General features: G+C 63.0%; 18 protein-coding genes. 8 read left to right on the plus strand and 10 right to left on the minus strand.

Annotated elements, in window-relative coordinates:
• Positions 1 to 15 precede the first annotated feature (15 nt).
• Together J2Z31_RS06620 and J2Z31_RS06625 are read right to left on the minus strand one after the other, a co-directional pair.
• Positions 16 to 795 carry an anti-sigma factor family protein gene (locus J2Z31_RS06620; RefSeq protein WP_209601132.1) on the minus strand — a complete coding sequence of 260 codons (780 nt, stop codon included), beginning with the start codon at positions 793 to 795 and terminating at the stop codon, positions 16 to 18.
• Positions 795 to 1,334, minus strand: coding sequence for an RNA polymerase sigma factor (locus tag J2Z31_RS06625; RefSeq protein WP_209601133.1), 540 nt, complete (start codon positions 1,332 to 1,334; stop codon positions 795 to 797). The genes J2Z31_RS06620 and J2Z31_RS06625 overlap by 1 nt, the downstream gene beginning before the upstream one ends.
• Before the next feature lie 135 nt (positions 1,335 to 1,469).
• Between J2Z31_RS06625 and J2Z31_RS06630 the strand changes: the two genes are divergently transcribed.
• Positions 1,470 to 2,858 (plus strand): S8 family serine peptidase, encoded by a 1,389-nt coding sequence (locus J2Z31_RS06630; RefSeq protein ID WP_209601134.1) that lies wholly within the window; start codon positions 1,470 to 1,472, stop codon positions 2,856 to 2,858.
• A gap of 99 nt (positions 2,859 to 2,957) precedes the next feature.
• Here J2Z31_RS06630 and J2Z31_RS06635 read toward each other — a convergent pair whose 3' ends face one another.
• From J2Z31_RS06635 to J2Z31_RS06645, 3 genes are read right to left on the minus strand one after another with little or no spacing between them, the layout of a single operon-like run.
• A complete protein-coding gene (locus J2Z31_RS06635) occupies positions 2,958 to 4,493 on the minus strand; it encodes an ABC transporter transmembrane domain-containing protein (RefSeq protein ID WP_209601135.1) in 1,536 nt (511 codons plus the stop codon).
• Positions 4,490 to 5,536, minus strand: a complete 1,047-nt coding sequence (locus J2Z31_RS06640; protein ID WP_209601136.1) for a DUF1611 domain-containing protein — start codon at positions 5,534 to 5,536, stop codon at positions 4,490 to 4,492. Before J2Z31_RS06640 ends, J2Z31_RS06635 begins: the two co-directional genes overlap by 4 nt.
• Positions 5,508 to 6,386, minus strand: coding sequence for a hypothetical protein (locus tag J2Z31_RS06645; protein ID WP_209601137.1), 879 nt, complete (start codon positions 6,384 to 6,386; stop codon positions 5,508 to 5,510). The genes J2Z31_RS06640 and J2Z31_RS06645 overlap by 29 nt, the downstream gene beginning before the upstream one ends.
• A gap of 544 nt (positions 6,387 to 6,930) precedes the next feature.
• On the opposite strand from J2Z31_RS06645, the gene J2Z31_RS06650 reads away from it, so the two are divergent.
• The 5 genes from J2Z31_RS06650 to J2Z31_RS06670 all read left to right on the plus strand — a co-directional run bounded on the left by J2Z31_RS06650 (position 6,931) and on the right by J2Z31_RS06670 (position 10,998).
• Positions 6,931 to 8,001, plus strand: a complete 1,071-nt coding sequence (locus tag J2Z31_RS06650; protein ID WP_209601138.1) for a Gfo/Idh/MocA family protein — start codon at positions 6,931 to 6,933, stop codon at positions 7,999 to 8,001.
• A complete protein-coding gene (locus tag J2Z31_RS06655) occupies positions 7,994 to 9,160 on the plus strand; it encodes a DegT/DnrJ/EryC1/StrS family aminotransferase (protein WP_209602252.1) in 1,167 nt (388 codons plus the stop codon). The genes J2Z31_RS06650 and J2Z31_RS06655 overlap by 8 nt, the downstream gene beginning before the upstream one ends.
• A 186-nt stretch (positions 9,161 to 9,346) precedes the next feature.
• Entirely contained in the window at positions 9,347 to 9,781 is a 435-nt protein-coding gene (locus J2Z31_RS06660) for a curlin (RefSeq protein ID WP_209601139.1), read from the plus strand.
• A gap of 107 nt (positions 9,782 to 9,888) precedes the next feature.
• Positions 9,889 to 10,290 (plus strand): curli-like amyloid fiber formation chaperone CsgH, encoded by a 402-nt coding sequence (gene csgH, locus J2Z31_RS06665; protein ID WP_209601140.1) that lies wholly within the window; start codon positions 9,889 to 9,891, stop codon positions 10,288 to 10,290.
• Positions 10,291 to 10,413: 123 nt separating this feature from the next.
• Complete coding sequence (locus tag J2Z31_RS06670; protein ID WP_209601141.1) at positions 10,414 to 10,998, plus strand: NnrU family protein; 585 nt, start codon at positions 10,414 to 10,416, stop codon at positions 10,996 to 10,998.
• Positions 10,999 to 11,047: 49 nt separating this feature from the next.
• Here J2Z31_RS06670 and J2Z31_RS06675 read toward each other — a convergent pair whose 3' ends face one another.
• The gene (locus tag J2Z31_RS06675; protein WP_209601142.1) at positions 11,048 to 14,509 is read right to left on the minus strand and encodes an AAA family ATPase; all 3,462 of its coding nucleotides are present in this window, start codon (positions 14,507 to 14,509) and stop codon (positions 11,048 to 11,050) included.
• Positions 14,509 to 15,789, minus strand: a complete 1,281-nt coding sequence (locus J2Z31_RS06680; protein ID WP_209602253.1) for a metallophosphoesterase family protein — start codon at positions 15,787 to 15,789, stop codon at positions 14,509 to 14,511. The genes J2Z31_RS06675 and J2Z31_RS06680 overlap by 1 nt, the downstream gene beginning before the upstream one ends.
• A 273-nt stretch (positions 15,790 to 16,062) precedes the next feature.
• Here J2Z31_RS06680 and J2Z31_RS06685 point away from each other — a divergent pair, with 273 nt between their 5' ends.
• Positions 16,063 to 17,913: a HAMP domain-containing methyl-accepting chemotaxis protein gene (locus tag J2Z31_RS06685; protein ID WP_209601143.1), complete on the plus strand. Its 1,851-nt coding sequence runs from the start codon at positions 16,063 to 16,065 to the stop codon at positions 17,911 to 17,913.
• 177 nt (positions 17,914 to 18,090) lie between these two features.
• Positions 18,091 to 18,561: a MarR family winged helix-turn-helix transcriptional regulator gene (locus J2Z31_RS06690; RefSeq protein ID WP_209602254.1), complete on the plus strand. Its 471-nt coding sequence runs from the start codon at positions 18,091 to 18,093 to the stop codon at positions 18,559 to 18,561.
• A gap of 190 nt (positions 18,562 to 18,751) precedes the next feature.
• Here J2Z31_RS06690 and J2Z31_RS06695 read toward each other — a convergent pair whose 3' ends face one another.
• From J2Z31_RS06695 to lon, 3 genes are all read right to left on the minus strand, one after another.
• Positions 18,752 to 20,947, minus strand: coding sequence for an esterase-like activity of phytase family protein (locus J2Z31_RS06695; RefSeq protein WP_209601144.1), 2,196 nt, complete (start codon positions 20,945 to 20,947; stop codon positions 18,752 to 18,754).
• Between the two features lie 289 nt (positions 20,948 to 21,236).
• Positions 21,237 to 21,509 (minus strand): DNA-binding protein HupB, encoded by a 273-nt coding sequence (gene hupB, locus J2Z31_RS06700; RefSeq protein ID WP_234939330.1) that lies wholly within the window; start codon positions 21,507 to 21,509, stop codon positions 21,237 to 21,239.
• Positions 21,510 to 21,729: 220 nt separating this feature from the next.
• Positions 21,730 to 24,150, minus strand: a complete 2,421-nt coding sequence (gene lon, locus J2Z31_RS06705) for an endopeptidase La (protein ID WP_209601145.1) — start codon at positions 24,148 to 24,150, stop codon at positions 21,730 to 21,732.
• Between the last annotated feature and the right edge of the window lie 137 nt (positions 24,151 to 24,287).

Raw genomic sequence — 24,287 nt, forward strand, 5'->3', positions numbered from 1 at the left:
TCTTCGTCGCCACCTTTACGTCCCGCCGCGAAGGTCGCGCAGGGCTTTAGCCTCTTCGGCCGTTTCGAGCGGCGGCCCGGCATCGATCGCCGACAGATAGGCGTCCAGTGTTTCGGTGGATGATGCCGGCGCATAGCCGCCGCTGTCGCCGGGGGCGACGACGGCGAAAGCCACGCGCCATTCGGCTCCGGTACGGCAGGCAACGGAAACCACGGTTGAGCGGTCGGCCGAATCCAGCTCGAATTCTCTACAGAGCGCCCGTGCACTATCACGGAATGTGGCGATCGCCCGGAAGCGCTGGTTTGAATTCGGCAATTGCCTCTCCTCCCCAGAGGGCACGCTGACGAGCGCCGCGTCAAGCGCGGGGCTGCTGACGGCCAGAGGCAGGAGGCCCGATGGCACCGGGTCTGTGCCGAGGCCAAGCCAATATCCGCCGAACCCGGCGACGACGGCTGCAAGAGAAGCAGCCATCGGCGCCAGCCAGCGGCTCGCCCTCCGATCGTTCGCACCGCCTCGCTGGAAGGGAAGAACAGCGGCGCCGGGCGCGTTCCGCGCGGCGAGCTTTTCCGCGACCATCCTTTCGACGGCGGCCTCGAGATCGGCCGGCAGCGGCTCCTCGAGAAGCGGCTTCATGGCGGTCTTCGCCGCGTGGCGTGTCTCGATGAAAAGCGCCACCCGCGCGACAAGCTCGTCATCCGCCTCCATGGCCCGCTCGATCTCAGCGGACGTGGCGGCATCAAGCTCGCCGTCGGCGAAGCGCATCAGCAGTTCGTCGGAGAAATCCGTTCTGGTCATCAGTTTACGCCCTTCATCGTCTGAGAACGTGCCGACGTCTCTGTTATTCCCGCAGCTTCGGCCAGATTCTTGCGGGCTCGTGCCAGTCGGCTCATGACGGTGCCGATCGGAATGTCGAGAACGTCCGCCGCCTCGCGATAGGAAAACTCCTCGACACAAACGAGCAGCAACACCTCCCGCTGCTCGTCCGGCAAATCGGCGATCGCTTCAGTCACCGTCTTGAGCGTCAGCCGCGCTTCGGCTTCGCGCTCGCCGGATGGGCCGGCAATGTCCTGGCGTTCGGAAATGTCGTCCTGAACGCCTGCAGTTTTCTGCCTGCGCAGATGGTCGATCCAAAGGTTGCGGAGAATGCGGAACATCCAGGCGTCGAAGCGCGAGCCGGGCTCGAAGCGCTCGGCATTGGCGAGCGCCCGCTCGCAGGCCGCCTGGACAAGGTCATCGGCGAGATCGCGGGAGCCTGAAATCGAGATGGCGAAGCGGCGAAGATTAGGCAGGAACGCTATGAGGCGCTCACCGACGTCTTTCACCGTATTGCTCATCTTCCCGAAACTCCGCAAAATTGGGGAATAGACCGGCGACTCAACCGTTACCGTGCAATGTACAGGCGCCGCTCCAGTCGTCCAAGGAATAGCGCTTCCCTGATGGAGCTCGGCCATAAAGACGGAGGTTTTCAGATGCCGACCACGCTGAAACTTTCCCTCATCGCTCCGCTCGCTGCAGTCGCGCTCGTCGCGGGAGATATCCTGGTTCCGCCGGGAAGCGGAGCGCTCGGACTTTTGGCGGTAAGCGAAGCCTTCGCCGACGATGACGACGACGATAACGATCGGGGTGGATCCGGCGGTTCCGAGCGCTCCGGCGCCTATCGCCCCGGCGTGGGATGGAGCGGCGGCAGGACCCTGCTCCCGTTACGCGGGCTCTTCCCGCGCCGGAGCACTTCACGGCGTATAAGAGCACCTGCGCCTGAACCGACCCAGGCGCCTGATGAGATCGTCGGGCTGGGCTTTGCCCCGGCGCAGCTCCATGAACTGACGGGGGCGGGCTTCCGCATCCTCGATCGCGGCAGAATGGCGACGTTCGACACGGAGATAGTCAAGCTTCGCATCCCCTCGGGGTCAACCCTGAATGCTGCCAGAAAACGGGCGCAAGTTCTCGCGCCCGAGGCGGTCATCGAATACAACCACTATTTCAGGCCGGAACAGCGGCCCGGGGGCCCATGCGCTCAGGGAGACTGCCTCGCGCGCACGATGATCGGCTGGCCAACGGCCCACGAGTGGCCCGGCGCCTGCATACCCACCTCGACGATCGGCCTGATCGACACCGCTATCAACCCTCAGCACGATGCCTTCGCAGGTAGCGCGATCGAGATCATCCGTCTCACCGATGAAGAACTGCCCGGGTCGGGCAGGCAGCACGGCACTGCCGTCGCTGCCCTGCTAGTCGGCTCCGCCGCGAGCCGCACGCCGGGGCTCATACCGGGCGGCAAGCTGATTGCCGTGGACGCTTTTCACCGAGCCGGACGGCAGGACGACCGCTCCGGGGTTTTCGATCTCGTACGCGCCCTCGATCTCCTTGCCGCACGCAAGGTGCAGGTGATCAATCTGAGCCTTGCCGGCCCACCCAATCCGCTGCTGGAGCAGACCGTAAAGAAGGTCGATGAACAAGGCATCATCATGGTTGCAGCCGCTGGGAACGAAGGTCCGAAAGCCGAACCGGTCTATCCTGCGGCCTATGAGGAAGTGATCGCCGTAACCGCCACGGACAGGGACAAGCGCCCCTACCGGCGCGCCGGTCGCGGCGAGCACATCGACTTCGCCGCTCCAGGCGTCGCGGTCTGGACCGCAGCATCGATAAGCGGAGCACGCCCAAAAACGGGAACTTCGTTCGCAGCGCCGTTCGTTACCGCCGCGGTGGCATTGTTGAAGGCGTCAAACCCTGAAATCCCGCCCGAGCTGATCCGTGACCGATTGACCGGGAACGTCGAAGATCTGGGTGATCCGGGCAAGGATCCCGTCTTCGGCTGGGGCTTGTTGAATGCACGAGCAATCTGCGGGACGGCACGGTAGTTTGAAATCGGCCGAAACGGCCACTGCACTGTCGCCTCCGTCCGGCTCACCGGCGCCGCCGAGGCGCCCCTTCCGACATCCGGTCGAAACGGACCCGGGTCAGTGCAACGAGCGTATCGTCGGACCGAACGCCGCATCGGGATGCCGGCAAGGCACTATCCAGAGCCGCGTCGCAGGGTGGGTTCGTGCCCAAACGTCTATTGATAGGTCAGGCAGGTTCGCGACAATTACCAGCAAGCCCGGACGCCCCAGCGCTGCGCGGAGCGCGGCAAGGCGGACACGGTCGGCATCCGATAGATCCGCGGCCCCTTCGGCAATTCGGCGGTCCAAACCGCCGAGACCTTCAAGGACAGGTCCAAGGTTCTGTACGACCAGCCTCTTGCGAATGGTCTCATCGGAGGGACGGTCCAACACGCCGAGCGTCAATGCACGCCGTATGCTTCCACGCAAAACCGCTGGCCTTGGACCAATGACGGCGACGTTGCGACGCAGACTTCCCAAAGTCAGCCGGCCGATCGGCTGTCCTCCAAGCGCAACTCCATCCACAGGCGCAGCGTCGTGGCCGGACAAGATGGGCACGATTGAAGATGCTGTTTCGGGGAGATGCCCGTCTTCGCCCGGCTTCAATGTCAATGGGGTTATGTCAGGAAGCGAGAGAGAAAGCGACAGAGGGCCCCTCCCTAGTCGAAGGTCCCGGAAGGAATCGGCACGCAGAGGACGAGCGAATGCCGCTGCCAGCTTGGCATGTGCGGCGCGGAAGGCGGCAAAGTGGTTCACGACTCCCATTGCCTGGCGCAAGGGATACAGCGAGAGACCAAGAGCTGCCAACGCTGCTGCAATTGTTCCCGAGGCCAACCCGGCGCGCGATCCATAGATGAGGATCACGGCAGCGGCGATTCCGACTAGCGCCTCCGGCAGGCCGTGCAGCAATTCGGCCAAAGCGACTCGTTCGAGGGCCACGCGGCGCAAGGCGGCACTACGCTTCCTGATGAGGCGCAACTCGCGTGCGCGGCGCCCCAGCGCAGCCAGTTGCGGGGCGAGCGGCAGCCTTTCCGCCATGTCGGCCGCCAACTGCGCTCTGCGCGCCCGCAACAGCCTGTGCGATGCCGTTAGACTTTTGGCTCCAGCCAAAAGTGCCACAAGTGCCGCGGCGGTCATTACCAAGCCGGTCCACCCGAAAGGGGCTGCCAAGCAGAACAACACGCCGATGGCGGCAGGCAATAGTGCGGCCGCTTGCACAAGCCGTGGCAAACCAAGACCCGGCCAATTCTTCAACGCAGCCAGGTCGCCGATAAACCGCATCGCCATGTGGCCAGCCCGTCGCTTCTTCAGTTCCGAAGCGGCGGTTCGACTGGTATGGTCGAACAGAGCCAGCCGCACGTCACGGGCATAGTCCTGACCGAAATCTTCAGCGAGCGTTCTGAACAAGGGGCGTATTACGGCCATCGCCAACCCTGCGCCCGCTAGCGCACAGAGCACGAAGGGTGGAATCTTCCCCGTCTCGTCGAGCCAGGAGAAGGCCGCCCTTGTCGCGAAGGCGGTGGCGGCCAATGACACAGCCTGAGCGAGCGCCGCTCCGATCAGACCTGCGAACAATATCCGCCGTCGCCCCGAGAAGAGTAGCGGCGCGTTCATGCCGCACTCGCAACCCGTTGCGCGCCGACCTGCACCGCAAAACGGTTCGCTTCCGCCGGATCCAGAAGCTGTGACCGATTGATGACAGGAACGCCCGTGGCGGCAAGCGCCTCGGCAGAAGCCATCGGTGAGCAAGACAGAAGGCCCGTCAATGCCAATGGGTGAACCCCCTGACGGGCCAACTCCGCCACACCGCCGGCCGCCGCCACGGCATCCCCACAGGCAAAGATGACACCCGAGGCCCATGTCCGGAACCCCGGATCAGCGATCAAAGCCGCCGTCTCCCGCTGGAAAATGCCATCGGCAATCTCCATTACTGCCAAATCGCATCCCGCATCTTCGGCGGCGGCCAATACGTCCCTGATACCTAGCGCTACGCGCGCCAACGGCTCGCGATAGGTCGTGACCATTCCTGCATCGGTGAAATCGGCCACGAAGGCTGAGCCGGCATCCAGATAGTGGTTAAAGTCGCCAAATGATCCCGTTCCCGTGCCTTTTAAAGTCGCCACGCGCCATCCCGCCAGCGTCAGACCGTGCGAAAGAGCGACCGTCGCCGTCGTCTTGCCGGAATTCATTGCGGTCCCCAAGACGACGATCACCGGCAGCGAGGGCGTGGCCGTCGCGCGAGGCAGGGCAAAATTCAACGTATCCAGCACCTGCCCATCGGGAGCAGTAATGCGTCCGAGGGGCTGCACCCGCGTCGGTGGCTTGATCCGATCATTGCGGTGCATCATTCGCCCCAAGCATCCACCGCCCGCCAGCATGTCACAGCCCTTGGGATCGATCTCGGCAATCCCCTCGAACTGATCCGGCGCATAGCGCGCACCGCAGGGCATGACGATTAGATCGCCGGGGTAGAGGGTCGACGGCCGCCCTGATGCGAGCTGCATCCGCCCGTGCTGTCCGATGGAAATCACCTGCCCAAGGATGAACTGACCGGGTGCCACCTCGTCCCACCGCTGGTCAAGATCGGACGCAAGGGCACGGGTAGCACGCCGGGTGGAGAAAGCCCATTTAGCACGGGCGAAGAGATGCTGGTTCATTGTCGTCTCCTTTGGTTACTGAAAAACCGCAGACCTGAGCAGCAAGGCCAGCGACGTGGGCGCATTGCGGGAAATCGTGACCGCAGCCGGGTAGGATCGTGAGGCTCAGGGTCGGAACGATGCCGCGCGCGTGCGCAGCGCTCTTGAAGGCAGCGGCAAATGCATGGGCACGGGCCACGCGATCCCGGCCTTGCGTTTTATCTATGCGTCGGTCCCGCCGTAGGGCGGGGTCTCGCAGGCGGTCATCTTCGCCTACGTAGATTCGAAGCGGGATTTTCAGGAAGGCTGAAAGCTGCGCCCGCATCAAACCCGCGATATCCGGTTCGCCCGGGGTAACCCTGTCGGCTTCGGTCCGCAGTCCCATCGGGAAGGGCACGCTATCGTCCGGCAAGCAATACCAGCCGGCGGCAGCCACGTGGAGCGCCGCCACATGCTGCGGATAGAGCATCGCAAATCGGTGCGCGAGTTGCGCGCCACCTGAAAAGCCGAACAGGTCGACTTTCCGGGTATGCGCGAGCCCCACCGCTTGCAATCGGGAGAGAAGGGCCAGCAAAGGCTTGTCTGGCCGCGCGCCGCCGATCCGCTGAAACACTGGCCAGTCGCCCGGCGGAAATCGCGGAACGATAAGCACTCGACCCGCGGCGGCGGCCGGCGCCGCAAACGCTGTGGAGAGTGCGTTCGCGGCGCGCGAAATCCCGTGCAAGGCTAAAAGCGGAGGCACCGAAGCCTGCGGGTTAGCCGGCACAAAAACGTCTGCGCGCAGGCGTCCCTCTGGCAATCGGACCCACAGACGTGTCGGGGCGGGCTCCTCTCTCCCCGCCAGCACCTCCGGATTGACAATGTTGAGCATTGCAGCCTTCCCGTCCGTTGAAATCGAAAGTAGAACGGGCGAGGCCGACGGTTATTCCGTGAAAATTGTGATTGCGTTTCTCATCCTGTCGCAGAAGGCACGGGACCGTGTGTGATATCGGTCAGTTCGCTTGCTCCCGTGACTCGGCTATTGCAGCGGACGGCTGCACCTCTGGGCACCGTGGAGGCTGCGTGCCGCCTGGTCCCCCTCCAACGATCATCGTGTAGCTGACGCTGGTCCCGCAATTCGTGTCGCCAAACAAACAGTGTTCGAGAACTTCGGCCGTAACGCTGCCCGACTGGGCTAATGCCGGCGCGAAGGCGTGCGCGGCAGTTGAATGCGGCGATACTGGCATGGTAAACAAGAACTTCGTTTCTCAGAATGAGACTTTGCACCAGTTTGAGACGCCTGACGTTGATCGATCGACGGATAGCTGCAGTCACGAGCTGTAATGTTGAGATGCTCAACTGCCACTTGGCAATGACAGTATCTGCCGGACATCACGATCGGGAAAGTTCATTCGAAGACGCGATAGGGCCGGTATTTGGAAAACTCGAAAGAACATCCGAGCCTATTTGACCGACTGGGCAACTCGGACGGTCTTCAGGTTGCAGTGATCGGCTGCGGAGCATGGGGCAAGAACCTGGTCCGCTGCTTTGCAGAATTGAACTGCCTTGGCGCTGTAGCCGATCACCACTCTGCAACAGTCGCCGAGATTCTTGCCCTGCATGGCGGCCAAGCCCTTACCTTTGAACAGATATTGGTCGAGCCCTCGATTCAGGCGGTGGCGATCGCGACGCAACCGTCACGGCACTTCGACCTTGCCAAACGCGCCTTGCTTTCGGGAAAGCATGTCTTTGTCGAAAAGCCGCTCGCGCTTGAGTTCAGGCAAGCCAAGGAGCTGGCGGCGCTGGCGCGGCGTTCGGGCCTGCGGCTAATGATCGGACATATACTTCGCTTTCATCCCGCCTTCGCCCGGCTCCAGACCTTAATCGCGAGCGGTGGCATCGGCCGTCTCCTGCGGCTAGAGGCCAACCGCAAGAACCTTGGTGCAATCCGTTCCGAGGAGGACGTGCTTTGGTGTCTCGGCCCGCATGACGTCTCCATCATTCTGGCTCTCGTCGGTTCGCAACCGACCGAGCTTCACGTCGTCGGCGGGTATCATCTGCGGCAGGGGAGAGCCGATACCGTCACTCTACATCTAGCCTTTCCGGCGGGGGAGCGGGCTCAAGTCAACCTGTCCTGGCTGCACCCAGTCAAGGAACACCGCCTCACGGTAATCGGGTCAGAAGCCATGGTCGTGTTCGACGATGGAGCGCAATGGGATCGCAAACTGCTCCTATACCCGCACATTGTGAAGGTGGCAGAGAATGCAACGGCGACGATCCGGGCCGAACCTGTTCCTCTCACGATAGAACAACACGAGCCGCTCAAACTCGAATGCCAGCATTTTATCAACTGCATCGTCCAGGGATCTGAGCCAATCACGAATGGCGAGGAAGGATTGCGCGTGACGCAGGTCCTGGCCGAAGCCAGTGCCATGATGAAACGGGGCCATGGCCTCCGGACGACTCCTGGACGCGTGAATGCTCGCCACCACCATTTGGATGTCTGAAGCGAAAATGCCGGAGCAGCTAGCCTTCAACGATCTCGGCGCGCAGCGCCGCCGCCTCGGGCGGGCAGTCGACGAGGCGATCCGCGGCGTTCTCGATCACGGCATGTATGTCATGGGTCCGGAGGTTGCGGAACTCGAGCGGGACCTCTCCGAATTCTGCGGTGTCAAGCACGCGATTTCCTGCGGCAACGGAACCGATGCCTTGTCTCTTGTGCTGTTAGCCCAGAATGTGAAGGCTGGCGACGCGGTGCTCTGTCCGTCCTTCACGTTCGCGGCCACGGCAGAAGCAATAGCCGGGCTTGGCGCGACGCCGGTCTTCGTCGATGTCGCCGAGGATAGTTTCAATCTCGATGCGACCAGTCTTGTGTCGTCGATCTCCATGCTCAAGCGCAGCGGTACCAAGCCGGTCGGCATTATCGCGGTCGATCTCTTCGGCCAGCCGGCCGATTACAACCATATTGAGGAAATCGCGTCCCGGGAGGGCCTGTGGCTGGTCTGTGATGCGGCTCAAGCTTTCGGTGCAAGTTACAAGGGACGCCCGATTGGTTCGATCGGGCTTGCCACCACGACCAGCTTCTTCCCGGCGAAACCGCTGGGCTGCTACGGCGACGGCGGTGCGGTGTTCACAAATGACGAGGAGTTGGCGGACACCATCCTTTCGCTCCGCATGCATGGCCGCGGGACTGATAACGGTGACCACGTCCGGATCGGCATGAACAGCCGCCTCGACACGATACAGGCGGCAGTTCTGATCGAGAAGCTAAAGATATTTCCGGATGAACTCGTGGCTCGCAACCGGATCGCCAAGCGTTACAATGAACAGCTGGGCGACAGCGCCGTCGTGCCGAGCATCGGAGAGGGGGCGACCTCGGTCTGGGCACAATATACGCTGCGCCTGCCACGATGCGACCGAGGGGCGTTCCAGGCCTCGCTCGCGGCGGCAGACGTTCCGACGGCCGTCTACTACCGAACACCGATGCATCAACAAGCTGCTTACAGGCACTTTCCCACTGCCCCGAATGGGCTGCCCGCATCCAACCGGCTCGCCGCCGCGGTGGTAAGCCTGCCAATGCATGCCTATCTGAGCGAGGAGGTGCAGGATCGGATCACGGCCGCCGTGCGGTCAGCTTTGGCACCGTGCCACCGCCCCAAACGGTGACCTCTTTCGTCTTTCCAAGGATCGGCCATCGCGTCTCCCCGCACAGGCGGGCAGCGCCACGCCGGGCGCTATTCGCGCTGCAAGGAACGCTGAACTGCGGCTGAATGTCCGGTTCAGCCTGGGTTCGAGGATGGTTCCTTAAAAGAGAGACCGTCAGTGCCACTCGCCAAATCCAGGAGACGGAAAATGACGAAAAAGTTCCTCATCACCAGTGCCATTGCTACGCTCATTGGCTTTATGACGGTCCCGGCCAAGGCCAATGATGTCTTCATCGAGCAGTACGGGTTCGCGCACTCTGCGGGCGGCGCCCAGACCGGCTACAAGAACCGGATCGGCATCCACCAGAGGGGCCGATCCAACAATGCCATTGCCAACCAGAAGGGCTGGCGCAATCTCGTGGCAATAGGCCAGGATGGCTACAACAACGCCGCCGATGTCTACCAGCGCGGCAGGCGGAATAATGCCGGCGTCGGCCAGTTCGGGTCGAACCACACCTCGATCGTGACCCAGGACGGCCACGGCAACATCGCCGCCGGCGTCCAGGTCGGCAAAGGCTGCAGCGCCGATGTGAAGCAGGAGGGCGGCGGCAATGTCGCCGCGTTTGTCCAGGCCTGCCGCTAGCACGAGCACTCCCACAGCGCCTAGCACCGCGGACGCGCAAAGGGTGAATCCAGGGGGCCGAGGGAGACTGATCCAGCGGCCCTCACCGGCAATCACGGAGAAGAGAGATGTTCAGAAAGGGTACGCGTTTCCCCGCAGGAACGGTGCTGCTGCTTTTCGGCCTCGGCGCGGCCGGCATCGCGATCGGCGCAGGCCAGGCCGGTACGGCGGCCGGGCCGGTCCGCTGCGAAATCCGCGCCGACTTGACCAACGGCACGACAAGCCTGGAAGGCGTGGTTCATGCCGACAAGGCGGTCAGTGGCTCCTATCGATTGCGCGTCAACAGCTCCGGCGCATCCGGGCGTTCCAACATAGACCAGGGCGGCGACTTCACCGCAGGCCCCGGAAACCCCGCGAGGCTCGGCTCGGTCACGCTGGACACCCGAGGCGCGCGCCTCGATGCTAGCCTGACGATCACCGTGAACGGGAAGACGATCGAGTGTGCCGACCAAATCGACGGCGCGATCTGAAACGCTCGCGTGCACGTTATGCTGAATTCAGCTGTTATAGTCTTGTCCTGAGGCCGTGGACCACCCATTGCGGTGCCGGCCTGTCTGCAATGCTTCGGCTGGTTGTTGGCGGAGGGGAAAACGGTGCCTTGGCTCGTGATTGGTGTGATAGTTTTTCTCGGGGTGCATTCGATCCGCATCGTAGCGCCTGGCTTCCGCGACCGGACAATCGCCGCACGCGGCGAACGGGCGTGGAAGGCTATCTATTCGCTCGCCTCAATTGCGGGCTTCGTACTTGTCATCTGGGGCTATGGCCAGGCTCGCCAGACCGCCCCTGTTGTTTACACCGGTACGCCGGCACTCGCCGGCGTCGCGATGCTTCTGATGATCCCCGCCAGCATTCTTCTGGTCGCGGCGCTGCTGCCGGCCGGGCGCATCAAGGTCGCCGTCAAGCACCCGACGCTGACGGCAGTGAAGACCTGGGCTGTCGCGCACCTGCTCGTCAATGGCGATCTGGCTTCGATCGTCCTCTTCGGTGGTTTCCTCCTCTGGGCGGTCGCGGACCGCATTTCGGAAAGTCGCCGGCTTGAGGCCGGGCTCGCGAAGAACCCGGTGCTCGTGTCCGGCCGGTCCGACGTGATCGCGGTAATCGTCGGACTGGTCATTTATGGCCTCTTCGTGTGGAAGCTGCATGAGTGGCTGTTCGGCGTCGCGCCAATCATTGAGTGAGCCGAACTGGAGCAGTATGGCGTCAGGTCGGGGGATGCCGTCCTCCTCCTCACAGCCTGTGAATCTTGACCTCCGGGCAGGCGTCGAGCGCGATTTCGCAAAGATGCTCGTGGTGCGTCAGGTAGATCACCTGTCCGACACGCGCCATCTCTGCCATCAGTTCGAAGGCGCGTCCGGCGCGGTTGTCGTCGAACGTCTCCATGATGTCATCGGCGACGAACGGCAAGGTCTCACGCGCCACCGCCACTTCGTGATAGCCGGCGATCCTGAGCGCCAGATAGAGTTGGAAGCGCGTCCCTTTTGAGAGGTCGGCGGCAAGCTTCGAACCGCCGGTGACCGTATTGGCGATAAGGAATTCCTGTCCCTTGTCGGCCTGCGTCGAAAGACCGGAATATTCCCCGCCGCTGATATGCGCGAAAGTCAGCGAAGCGCGCTGCATCATGGCGCTGCGATGGCGCTCGCGAAACAGCCGAAGCGCGTGCTCCGCCGCAGCCACGCCTGCGCGAAGCCGGAGATAGTCGACGGCCCTGCTCTCTATTTCCAGAAGAAGTGTTCGCTGCCGTTGCTCGAGCTCGGCGGCCCTATCCCCTCCCTCGACTTCGGCAAGCTTCCGCTCCTTATTCCGCACCTCCGCATGCAACTCGCTGACGTCGCGATCGGCTGCATCGATCTCCTCTTCCAGCCGCGCAAGCTCGAGGTCGAGTTCAGTCGGATCCAGTGCCGCAAGCATTGCTTCCGCCTCTGCGGCCTTTGCCACGGCGAGGCGCGTCACCAGATCGTCTTCGAGTTCGGCGCATCTTAGCCGCAACCGCTGCTGATCGCGAACGCTCTCCAGGCAGGAAGCGGCTTCTTCGAGCGTCTCGCAGCCGAAGAAATCAAAGATCGTCTGCCGGTGGGCGACGTCGATCCGCTCCTCATGGCGGAGCGAGCGCAGGCCTTCCTCGAGGCGCTGGATGTTGCCGCGAGCGGCCAGGCGCCGCTGCTCCTCGCGCTCCGCAGCGGCGATGCGGTCGCGCAACAAAGCAAACTGTGCGTGTGGATCCCTCTCCACCTCTTGGCCGAAGGCGGCGGCGAGGTCCGCGACCGCCTCTTCAAAAGCGGCCTGATCCTTGCGCATGCCGGCAATGCGATGATCGAGCTCGCCCTTCTTTTGCATCAGCTTGTCGAAATCATGAAGGACAGCGAGAACCGGACCGATCTCATGCGGCAGCGGGCGATCTCCCCGAAGCGCAAGCCACGTCCCGGCAAACGCATCGTCCCACTCCTGCTGCCAGGCTGCGACCGCCGCCTCGGCAGCCTCGAGCATGACCTCGCGGCTCTCCAGGGCTTCCGACGCGCGGCGAAGCTGGGCGATGGCGGCGCCACGGGCAGCCGAAGCCGCTTGTGCCCGCGTGGCGACCTGTTCTGCAACAACCAGCATCTCGTCGAGCCGATCGGGGACCGTGTCGGCTACGCCGAAGCACTCCAACGCGTCGCGCAGGCCACCCACGGCGACCATCTCTTCCGCGGCGGCACTCTCCAGCGCCTGCCTGGCCGCGCGCAAATCGGAGCGCAGTTGAAGCGCCATCGCCCGTGCCGCAAGCCATGCTTCCAGTTGCGATAACAGCGTGACGCTAGGTAAACCGCATGCGCCTGCGGCAGCGGCCACGGCCGCACTCAACTGTTCCCGCTCCGCGGCGAGCGCCGCTCTCTGCGCTTGGAGGACCTTTAGACGTGCATGCCGCTCGGCGATCGCAAGCCTCAGCCCGCGCATTTCGGCCACCCGCTCCGCCCGCGCCAGGCGGAGCGCTGCGGCCGTATCGTCATCCTTCAACGCCGCCTCGAACGCCAATGCCGTTGCCACATCGAGGCTGGCGCGATGCCTTTGCCAGGCGAGATCGCGCTGCCGCCGCAGTTCGTGTGCCGCGGCATCGTCGATCACGGTGCCGTCGGCCGCGAGCAGCGCCAAGCGCGCCTCGTCTCCGGCCTGCCGCTCGCCTTCGTCGTTGATGCGATCATCAAGCCTCAAGCGCCGCTCCATGAGAGCGGCATCCTGTGCCCGCCACCCCTCGACCACGCCTGGGGCGGGAATGGGCAATGCCGACAGCTCGTCCACATCGCCGGCAAAGGGCCGCAAGCCATCAAGTGCTTCGGCGAGGCCCGCCTCGAACCGTTCGCTCTCTCTTGCGGCCGTCTGGCGGCGCAGGTGACAGTCGTTCTGACGCAAGAGATGCAAGCGCTCGATGAGCGGGCCTGGATCCGCCTCGCCGTCGTTCAGCCCGGCCAGTTCACGTTCCGCCCGGAACCGCTCGCCCCTTGCGCTCTCCACCTCATCGCGCGCAGATGTCACCCTTTCGGCAAGGCTTGCATGACGGCGGACCAATTCCTGGAGCCGGGCGGTGCGGGCCGTCGGCAACAGGAGTGAGGCGGGATCAGGATTGCCCGCCTCACCGAGGCGCGCGAGGCAGATTTCGATTTCGGCAACGATCCTCGCCCGCTCGTCGAGACGAGACGGCATGTCGCGCGCGGCCGTCTGGTACCGCGCATCGAGCGCCGTCTGGCGGATCGTCTCGAAGCGCTCCGCAAGTGCAAGCGCCGCGCCGTCGCGAGGCACTGCCTCAAGCTCACGGCGGCAGAGTTCCAGTTCCTCATTCAACTGCAGGAGCCTGGCGGCGATCTCGGCGTCGCGTTTTCGCAGCCTCGGCACCTCGCTCCACCAGTCTGCCGGCGGTACCGGCAGCGGCATCTGGCCTGCGAGCTCGGCACGGGCCTCGCAAAGCCGCGCGAGCAGCGGCAGGGCGTCGCGCTTGGCGCGCAGGCGGTCACGTTCGGCGCGCAGTTCCACCCGGGCGTTCGCCGCCGCGTCGTGGCGCTCACGCGCCTTTACGAGCGCCTTGCGCAGCACGGCATAGTCGCGCGCGTTCACGTCTATCGCCTTTCGCTCGGCCTTCAACGCCTCGAGCTCGGTCTTCAGCTCCGCTAGCCGATGCTTCCGCGCCTGCGGCCGGAAGAAGGCATCCGCCTCCGCTCTGAGATTCGAGAGCACCGCAGCGCTGTCCGGCAGGCCGGAACTTGCGGAAAAGAGGAGAGCGCCCAACTCGCCCTCGCTGTTGAGGATCGCCTCGCCGCCCTCCTCAATGCTCTCGTCATCGAGCGAGAACATCATCCGGTAGGTATCGCGATCGACGGCGCCGAGCGCTGCCGAAAAGAGATTGTCCGGCAGCGGCTGTTCGTCGGGGCCGACCAGGCTGTTGGCATTGCGCTTGACGCGATAGGCATGATGGGTGCGGCCGCCAGCTTCGATGATGCCGCCGACCCGCATCGCCTGATAGGGATGCAGGAAACCGTAGGGGCTCTTGCGGTCGATTCCGAAGAGAAGATCAAGAAAGCCGGAGAACAGGGTGGACTTGCCCGCCTCGTTCGGCCCGTAGACCAGGTGAAAATCCCGCGTCCCCGGCTGTGCTCCACCGAAATCGAGCCTCCGCTCGGTGAACTTACCGTAACGGACGAGGTCGAGCCGACTGAGGCGCATCAGTCGCTGCCCTCTCCCGCACCGCGCCAATGAAGATGCGAGAGCACATCGACGCTTCCCGCAAGGGCCGCATCGCGCACCAGCCTCTCGAGCGCCCCCTCATCCGTGGCGAAGTACGGACGCAGTTCAGCCGGCAATTGCTGCAGAAGCTCCTCGGCAACGGATTTCATTTCTGCGCAAAAACCGAAGGCCGACAACACGTCCTTTTCGACGAGCACTGAAAGCTCGCCCATCGGATCGGCCGTGCTGCCGATTTTCTCGTGCTTGCCCTCGCGGCAATGATTCTCGACCTTCTCCACCCAGCAGTCACCGAGTGCTGCGGCGACATTCGCAATCTCGGCCACGAGGAGATCGGCATCCCGCCTGAGACGCCATGCGAGCGGCGTCGCTCCCGTCAGGCTCACCCGCACTATCAGATTGTCCGCCGACAATCCTTGGCGAAGACGCGCTAAGCGGTTGCCTACCGCCTCCAGCAAGCCGCGCCAGTCGACGATGCCGGTCATGTCGACCTCCAGCCGCTCGAACACGGCGGCGCCGATAGCACGCTCCGCCAGCGTCAGGTGGCCGTCATGGTCGATCGTGACGAGGGTCACGCCTTTCACCCCCGCCTCGTTGATGTCGCGGCCCTGCGGCATTCCCGGCATGACGATGCAAGGCGTCTGGCTGTGCACCCGCCGCTGGTGGATATGGCCAAGCGCCCAGTAATCGAATCCGTGCCGCTCCAGGTCGGCCACGGAGCAAGGCGCATAAGGATCATGGATGGAAGAGCCGGAAAGGCTCGTATGCAGCATGCCGACATTGATGGCGTCTGACACCGGCGGATGGAAATGCGGCAGCAGGCTTTCCGGCGCATGTGGTTCGGCAAAGCTGATGCCATGGATGTGGACAGCCCTGCCGTTCTCGAGCGTCTTGGCGAGCACCGGCTTGCCGCGCCCGGAAAACACATGCACCGACTGCGGCAACGTAAGCTCCCGCGTCACCTGCGACTGGGCATCGTGATTTCCGCGGATGATGAAGGTGCGGATGCCCGCTTCGTCGAGACGGCGAAGCTCCCCCGCGAGGAAGAGCGCCGTGTTCATCGAAGTTTGACTGCCGTCATAGAGATCGCCGGCGATCAACAGCGCATCCACACCTTCGGTGAGGCAGAGATCGATGATCCGCACAAGGGCGTTGCGGGTCGCGTTGCGCACGAGCTCGGCAAGCTCTGCATTTCGGAGGGCCAGGCTGCGCAGGGGCGAATCGAGATGGAGGTCGGCGGTATGAACAAATCGGAAGGGCATGGCCGGACCATGGCCCGCAGCCGCCGCCCTCGTCAATGGCGCCGGCAAGGTTACCCCCTGTTAGCCGCAGTATGACCATGGCCGCCCCGGAGCGCGGGCGCCGCTGGGCTCCGCCGGCGCGCTTGATTAGCGTTTTTGTAACGCCTCGCGCACTAGCTTTCGCCTCAACGCCTCGACGCGTCCCTACGGGAATGATTCCTGCCCGGCCGCCGCTCGGTCATGATGATCAAGAGCCGGACCACCCATCTTTCGCGGACCATTCCGGAGTGAGACATGTCCCGCCTGAAAATATCGCACACGCTGATCGCGCTTTTTGTCCTGGTGACACTGATCGTCGCCGCACTTGCCGCCGCCTCCGTCAACGGCGTGCGAATGATGAATGAGCGAAACAGCGAAATTGCCAAGAGCTGGCTGCCGCGCGTCTCGCTGGTGCGCGCGCTCGACACGGAACTCTCGAACACGCGGACTGCCTTTGCGCGGCACCTGATCTCGCTCACGCCCTTTGAAAAGAAAGGAGCGGAAAAAGCGATCGGAGAGACCGTCCGCAGTTTCGACAAGCTCGTCGGTGAATACGCCGCTCTCGCGACCTCCGATGCGGACAAGGCCGCGCTCGATAAGATGCAGGCTGCCTACAAGTCCTATCTTGCGGTCGCCGACGGGATGCTGAAATACTCGAACGACCTCCAGAACATGAAGGCCCAGCACATCTACAAGGTCGATATGCGGGCCGAAGGCGAAAAGGTCGACGCGGCCATTGATGAATTGCTCAACCTCAATCTCGCCGGTGCCGACACTGCCGTTGCCGAGAGCGACGCGACTCACAAGCAAATCGTGACGATCGACTCCATCGTCATCGGGTTTGCGGCGCTGATCGTTCTCGGGGCGATCGCCTATGCCGTTCGCGGCATCGCCCGTCCGATCCAGGTCATTACCCGTTCCATGGCGAAGCTCGCGGAAGGCGACACGGCAAGCAATATCCCCTACGGCAACCGCAAGGACGAAATCGGCGAAATGGCACGAGCCGTCGAGGTCTTCCGCCAGGCGGCGATCGCCAATCACCAGCTCGAGGAAGAAGCGGGCCTCCAGCGCGCCGAGGCTGAAGCCGAACGCCAAAGAGTGACGCGCGACGCCGAGGCAGCGGCGCAGCTGCGCCTCCAGGAGGCGACAGCCGGCCTTGCAGCCGGTTTGCGGCGGCTCGCGGCCGGCGATCTGGCATTTCAGCTTGATGAGCCCTTCGCGCCGGATTTCGAGCAACTCAGGCACGACCTGAACCAGGCCGTTGCACAACTTGCCGCGACGCTGGCAGCCGTATCCGCGAGCTCGACAAGCATCGATGGCGGCGCGCGGGAAGTCAGCCAGAGTGCCGACGATCTGTCGCGCCGCACGGAACAGCAGGCGGCCTCACTCGAGGAAACGGCGGCCGCACTCGACCAGATCACCGTCAACGTCGCCAACTCGTCCAAACGTACGAACGAGGCACGCGGCATCGCCAGCCAAGCAAACGACAGCGCGCGCAAGTCCGGCGCGATCGTCTCCGGCGCAATCGACGCCATGGGTCGTATCGAGCGTTCCTCCAATCAGATCTCGAACATCATCGGCGTCATCGACGAGATCGCTTTCCAGACGAACCTTCTCGCGCTCAATGCAGGCGTCGAGGCGGCGCGCGCGGGCGAGGCCGGCAAGGGCTTTGCGGTCGTTGCACAGGAAGTACGCGAACTCGCCCAACGCTCTGCAAAGGCGGCCAAGGAAATCAAGGAGTTGATCCGCAACTCGGCAAGCGAAGTCGAAAGCGGCGTCAAGCTCGTGCGCGAAACCGGCGAAGCCCTTCGCACCATCGAAGGCCTCATCGTCGAAATCAACGGGCATATGGACGCAATCGCCGTCTCGGCACAGGAGCAGTCCGCCGGACTTTCCGAAGTGAACATGGCGGTCAACCAGATGGATCAGGTCACGCAGCAGAACGCCGCCATGGTGGAGGAGGCCAATGCAGCAAGCGCGACGCTCGCGCAGGAAGCCACCCGCCTGCGAGAGCTGATCTGCGGCTTCAGCCTCACCGAAACGTCGGATCGGACCTATGGCGACCATGGCCATGGCACCACGACGGGGTCGCGTTACGCCGCATGAAGCGGCAATTCACCAGTGTCGGAAGATCAACGGCCCCCGTTCGGGGCCGTTTCTTTTTCGTCCCGCGAGCGCGCTCCTTAAGAATTAGGTGGTTTTGGTCGACAAACATGGCGATTGTAACTATCAATAGGGTTACTGCCATTTGACATGCGCCCTCAACATACCGCCACCATGGTCATGAAGAAGACACTGGAAGTTTCCGAAAAACTGTTCGAGCTCTACCATCGCGTTCATCGTCTGGTTAATGAGTCCATGACCGAGGAAGGCGTCTCGCTTGCCCGAAGCAAGTTCCTGTTCTTCCTGAGCAAGCTCGGCCCCTGTCGATCCACTGATATCGCCTGCGCCCTGAATTTCGCGCCGCGAACGGTCACCGAGGCGATCGACGGCCTGGAGCGCGATCGGCTCGTCATGCGTAAGCCCGACCCGGAAGACCGCCGCGCTAAGATCGTGTCGATTACCGACACCGGCCGCGCCGTGCTCGAGGCGGCAGAGCATCCGCGCAAGCAGCTTCTGGAGGAAATCTTCTCGGCGCTGGACGACAACCAACTCGACCAGCTCTACGACATCGTCGGCAAGCTCGTGGAGAAGACAGACGAAATCCGCAAACGCAAGCAGGCGGCGGAAGAGGAGATCGCCGCCGCCAAGTGAAGGCTGTGTGAAGGCTGGCTGTCTCGCAATAGGAAAGAGGCCAGGACGTCATGCCCCGGCCTCTTCGCTTCGCCTACAGCGCCGCGCGTCTTATCCGACGCGCAAAGATCGCCGTAGCACTTGAAATCGCTGCATGCCTTTGTCCCCTTAAATCGAGGTCGATTTAAGGGGACATGCAGTATCCGTACGCTTACATCGCGTCGATGGCACCGATGGAGAAGAACAGGGTTTCGCCGGAGGAGTCGTCGACGCCGTCATTGTCGGTGACGATGTAGCCGCTACCGGCCGCATCGACCGTGAAGCCCTCCACCTTGTCGACCACATAGCCGTTCAGTGCCTTCAGCTCCGGAATGAGATCGCGAACCTCTTCCTTCTTCACGACCGGCAGTTCGCCGCCGAGCGCGGCGGGCTTCAGGTCGGCAAGGGCGACGCGATAGAGCTTCTTGATCTTTGCCGCCGCGCCGATCAGGTTGTCGCGTTCGACGACATAGGCATAGTCGCCGTGGACGGAGATCTCCGAGAGACCGACCCAGCCTTCCTCGGATTTGTCGAGCCGGTAGCGGACAGCACCCCATTCCTCGGTTGCCGGCTTGTAGGAGACGAGCTTGACGAAACCCTTCTCGTCGTCCTTCCATTCGCGCTGTACAGCCATCCAGAGCGTGAGGTCTTCACCCTCGCCGACGGTCGTGACGCCTTCGAAACCGAAGCGGATTTCGTTGGCGCTGAGTTCCGCCGGAAGTGCGATCTCCTGCTTGATCTCGCCCTTCTCGTTCACGTGGAGAAGCGCATGGCTGTAGAGCTTGTCCGAATTGCCTTCGGAGGCGAGCCAGAAGCCACCCTCGCCATCATTGGCGATGCCTTCGATGTCGAGCTTCTGGGCAGGCGCGCCGTCGCGGGTGATCGGCAGCGCTTCCGTGATCAACGCCGGCTTCTGCGTCGCGTCGATCGTGAAAATCACCGGCTGCGACGAGAAGAAGGAATCGTTGACCGCGCGCAGGAAGCCCGGCTTTTCCGCGATCGCGGCAAGGCCAGATAGTGCGCCAAAACCGATCGGCAGGCCATCCTTTTCAGCCGAGCGGATCTGCGGATAGGCTGCCTCCCCTTCCCCGCGCTCGTAGATCATGACGTGCGAGCGCGCACCACCGTCCTCGATGAGATCGACCTCGTTCGCGGTCGCCAGCAGATTGCGGTCGGCAATGGCGACGGCACCCTCGGGCGAGATGCCGGAGGGCAGCAGCTGAAGCAGTTTCGGGTCGGCGCCGGTATCCCTGTAGACACCGACAACCGAAGCGCGCTCCGAAAGAACGAAGAAGAGATTGTCGTCGCCGAAACGCGCCGCCTCGAGTCCTTCCGGCTCGACGCCCTTGGCCGACGATCTCTTCTCCGTATAGTGGCCGATCGCTGCGACCGCATGTTCGAAGCTCGGCCCCGATTCGAAGAGAATCCGGCCGGTCTTGTCGAAGATCGTGAAGCCGCGGGCGCCGCCCTCATAATCACCCTCGTTGGCGACCACGAGCCGTTCGTCATCGAGCCACTTCACCGCGTCCGGCTCACGCTTGCGGCCAGCCTGCTCGCCGGCGAAGGAAATCGCGCCGTCACGCTTGGTGTCGATGCCCTTGAGATCGACCGTTCCGGCGGAGAAATGCGTCTTCACCGCGGCGGACTTTCCGTCGATGACAACGATGTGGTTGTTCTCCTGGAGTGTCAGTGCGATTTCGTCCTTGCCGTTGAAGGCAACGAATTCGGGCTCGGGATCGTCACCCGCAACTTCGGGCAGGCCCGTCAGCGCCACACGCTTGATCGACGCGCAATCGGCGATGCCGTCCTTCAGCGAGAGGATGACGAGATCGCCCGCCGGCAGCTGCGGGATCTTGCCGTCATTGACGTCTTCGTCGCGCTCGTTCTCGATGGCGATCGCGGCGAGAGTCCTCTCTTTGTTGATCGCCACCGAGTCTGGCTGCCCGCCAAGATCGCAGGTGGCGTCTACATTCCTGGTGGCGATATCAACCATGGCAAGCTGACCGGAGGGCTTGGTGAAGCTTTCGCGCGTGTTGATTGCCACCAGCGCCTTGGCGCCCGCGATCGCGACCGACGTGGGCTCGCCTTCGAAGGACACGGTGCCGCCGGCCGCAGGCGCCCTCGCATCGGTGATGTCGATAAAGCCGATGCGCTTGCCAGGGCTATCGGTATAGACGAGCGTCCTGCCGTCCTCGCTCGCCGCGATGATTTCGGCAGAAGTTGCCGCTTTGCGGTCTGCGCCCTCGGGCAGATTGTCGGCGACGGCGAAGGATGCGATGCGGTTGAAAACCTGTTCGGCCCGAACGCTGGACGCCGTCGATGCCGCAAGTGCTGCGGCCAATGCTGCGGTGATCGAAAATGCCTTCATTTCTCCCTCCTTGTCGCGGCGTTCGCGCCGCTCTGGCACCCGGAATCAGCCGGTTGCCTGAAGCCCCGGATGGGAGGTATTTGCAACCGCCCTGTAACAGTCCGATGACAGCGGCGGAGAAATGAAAAGAGGCCCGGCGGGGCCGGGCCTCAAACAAGCTGCTGCAGCGCTCCCAGAGATAGGCGCAAGCGGCGGATGAAACATGAACCTGTTTCAGGGCCTGCAAACCGCGGCCACCGCGCGGAGTGCCGACCGGCGATCGCAGGTTCCCGTCGGCCGGAACGCCCGATTAGTTGACGGCGTCCTTGAGGCCCTTGCCGGCCGTGAACTTCGGCACGTTGCGGGCCGGGATGTCAACTTCCGCGCCCGTCGACGGGTTGCGGCCCTTGCTGGCTTCGCGGCGGGTCACGGAGAAGTTGCCGAAGCCGACGAGGCGAATATCACCACCGTTCTTCAGTTCGCCCTGGATGGTCTCAAAAACTGCATCTACTGCAGAGGACGCATCAGACTTGGAAAGTCCGGCCTTTTCGGCAACGGCAGCCACGAGCTCATTTTTGTTCATGTTTCCACCCCTTTCATACTGGTTCGAAACGACTGTCTTCTTAAGCCGGGGCGGCATGAGCATCACCCGCGTCTTGCCATTCCCAATTGCGCCTAATCCCTTTGATTGCAAGGCTCGCAAGCTGCTTTACAACAAAAAAGACCGGCGAAATGCCGGTCTTTTTTGATTTTTTGGTCAGACTGCGCAAGCGGGACACAGTCCCATGCCCATATTGGCACCGTCAGTGGGCGATCGATGCACCCGCCTCGTCCTGCGAATCGACAGACGCGATGGCAGCTGCCTCGCTTGCGGCATCCCACTCGATCGGCTCGGGACGGCGCGTCAGAGCGTGTTCGAGCACCTCGCCCATCCGCGAGACCGGAATGATTTCGAGGCTGTTCTTGACGTTGTCCGGGATCTCAGCGAGATCCTTGGCGTTCTCCTCGGGGATGAGCACCTTCTTGATGCCGCCGCGCAGAGCCGCCAAGAGCTTCTCCTTCAAACCGCCGATCGGCAGAACGCGGCCACGCAGCGTGATCTCACCGGTCATCGCCACATCCTTGGAGATCGGGATGCCGGTCATCACCGACACGATCGCGGTTGCCATGGCAACGCCAGCCGACGGACCATCCTTCGGCGTCGCGCCTTCGGGCACGTGCACGTGGATGTCGCGCTTGTCGAACTGCGGCGGCTCAATGCCGAAATCGATCGCCCGCGAGCGGACATAGGATGCCGCCGCCGAAATCGATTCCTTCATCACATCGCGCAGGTTGCCGGTCACGGTCATGCGCCCCTTGCCGGGCATCATCACGCCTTCGATCGTCAGCAGTTCGCCGCCGACCTCGGTCCAGGCGAGGCCGGTCACGACGCCGATCTGGTCATCGCGCTCCGCTTCGCCGTGGCGGAAGCGCGGCACGCCCAGGTAGTCGTGGACGTTCTCCGCCGTCACTTCGACCTTCTTGGCATTGCCCTTGAGGATCTCGGTAACCGCCTTTCGCGCGAGCTTCATCAGCTCACGTTCGAAGTTGCGAACGCCTGCCTCACGCGTGTATGTCTGGATCACGGCCATCAGCGCGCTATCGGTCACGGAGAACTCATTCGGCTGCAGCGCGTGGTCGCGGATCGCCTTGGGCAGCAGGTGCCGCTTGGCAATCTCAAGCTTTTCCTCTTCGGTGTAGCCGGCAATCCGGATGACTTCCATGCGGTCCATTAGCGGCGCCGGAATGTTCAGCGTGTTCGCCGTGGTGATGAACATCACGTTCGACAGGTCGTATTCGACCTCGAGATAGTGATCCATGAAGGTCGAGTTCTGTTCCGGATCGAGCACCTCCAGAAGCGCCGAAGACGGGTCGCCACGGAAGTCCTGACCCATCTTGTCCACCTCGTCCAGCAGGAAGAGCGGATTGGACCGCTTCGCCTTCTTCATCGACTGTACGATCTTGCCCGGCATGGAGCCGATATAGGTACGGCGGTGACCGCGGATCTCGGCCTCGTCGCGCACGCCGCCAAGCGCCATGCGGATGTATTCGCGGCCGGTAGCCTTGGCGATCGACTTGGCAAGCGACGTCTTACCGACGCCCGGGGGACCGACGAGGCACAGGATCGGACCTTTGATCTTCGCGGAACGGGCCTGCACGGCCAGATACTCGACGATGCGTTCCTTGACCTTGTCCAAGCCGAAGTGATCGGCGTCGAGTACCTTCTCGGCATGATTGAGGTCGGTCTTGATCTTCGATTTCTTGCCCCAGGGCAAGCCCAGCAGCCAGTCCAGATAGTTGCGTACCACCGTGGCTTCCGCCGACATCGGGCTCATCTGGCGCAGCTTCTTCAGCTCCGCGTCAGCCTTTTCCCGAGCCTCCTTCGAAAGCTTCGTCTTGGAGATGCGCTCCTCGAGTTCAGCCATCTCGTCGCGGCCGTCCTCGCTGTCGCCGAGCTCCTTCTGGATCGCCTTCATCTGCTCGTTCAGATAGTATTCGCGCTGTGTCTTCTCCATCTGGCGCTTGACGCGCGAGCGGATGCGCTTCTCGACCTGCAGGACCGAGATCTCGCCCTCCATGAAGCCGAGAGCCTTTTCGAGCCGCATCTTGACGCTGGTCGTTTCCAGCATCTCCTGCTTCTCGACGATCTTGATCGACAAGTGCGAGGCGACCGTATCGGCGAGCTTGGAGTAATCCTCGATCTGGCTCGCGACGCCTACGACCTCAGGGGAGATCTTTTTGTTGAGCTTTACGTAGCTTTCGAATTCGGACACCACCGAGCGGCTCAGCGCCTCGATCTCGACCGGGTCCTCCTCCGGTTCACTCAGCGCATGCGCCACTGCCTCGTAGAAATCGTCGCGCTGGGTATACCGATCGATCTGCGCGCGAGCGCGCCCTTCGACGAGAACCTTAACGGTGCCGTCGGGGAGCTTCAGCAATTGCAGCACGTTGGCGATCGTTCCGACCTGGTAGATCGCAGAGGGCTCCGGGTCGTCGTCCGTTGCATTGATCTGGGTCGCCAGCATGATCTGCTTGTCGGTGCCCATCACTTCTTCGAGCGCGCGGATCGACTTTTCGCGGCCGACGAAGAGCGGCACGATCATGTGGGGGAAGACCACAATGTCGCGCAGCGGCAGAACCGGATAGGTCGCGCTTTCGGTCGCCGGAGACGTTTTATTCGTCATATTCAATTCCTTTCCGTCCCGATTTCGGGCCCGTTCCCGGGAGCCTCAGCAGCACTCCCGGTTGTCACATTTTCCACCTGAAAGTGGAGTGCGGAAGATGCCTTTTCAAGGCTGGCGCAACCTCCGCATTCATGAAC

Origin of the sequence: Sinorhizobium kostiense, assembly GCF_017874595.1 — a bacterium.
GTDB classification, from domain to species: Bacteria; Pseudomonadota; Alphaproteobacteria; order Rhizobiales; family Rhizobiaceae; genus Sinorhizobium; species Sinorhizobium kostiense.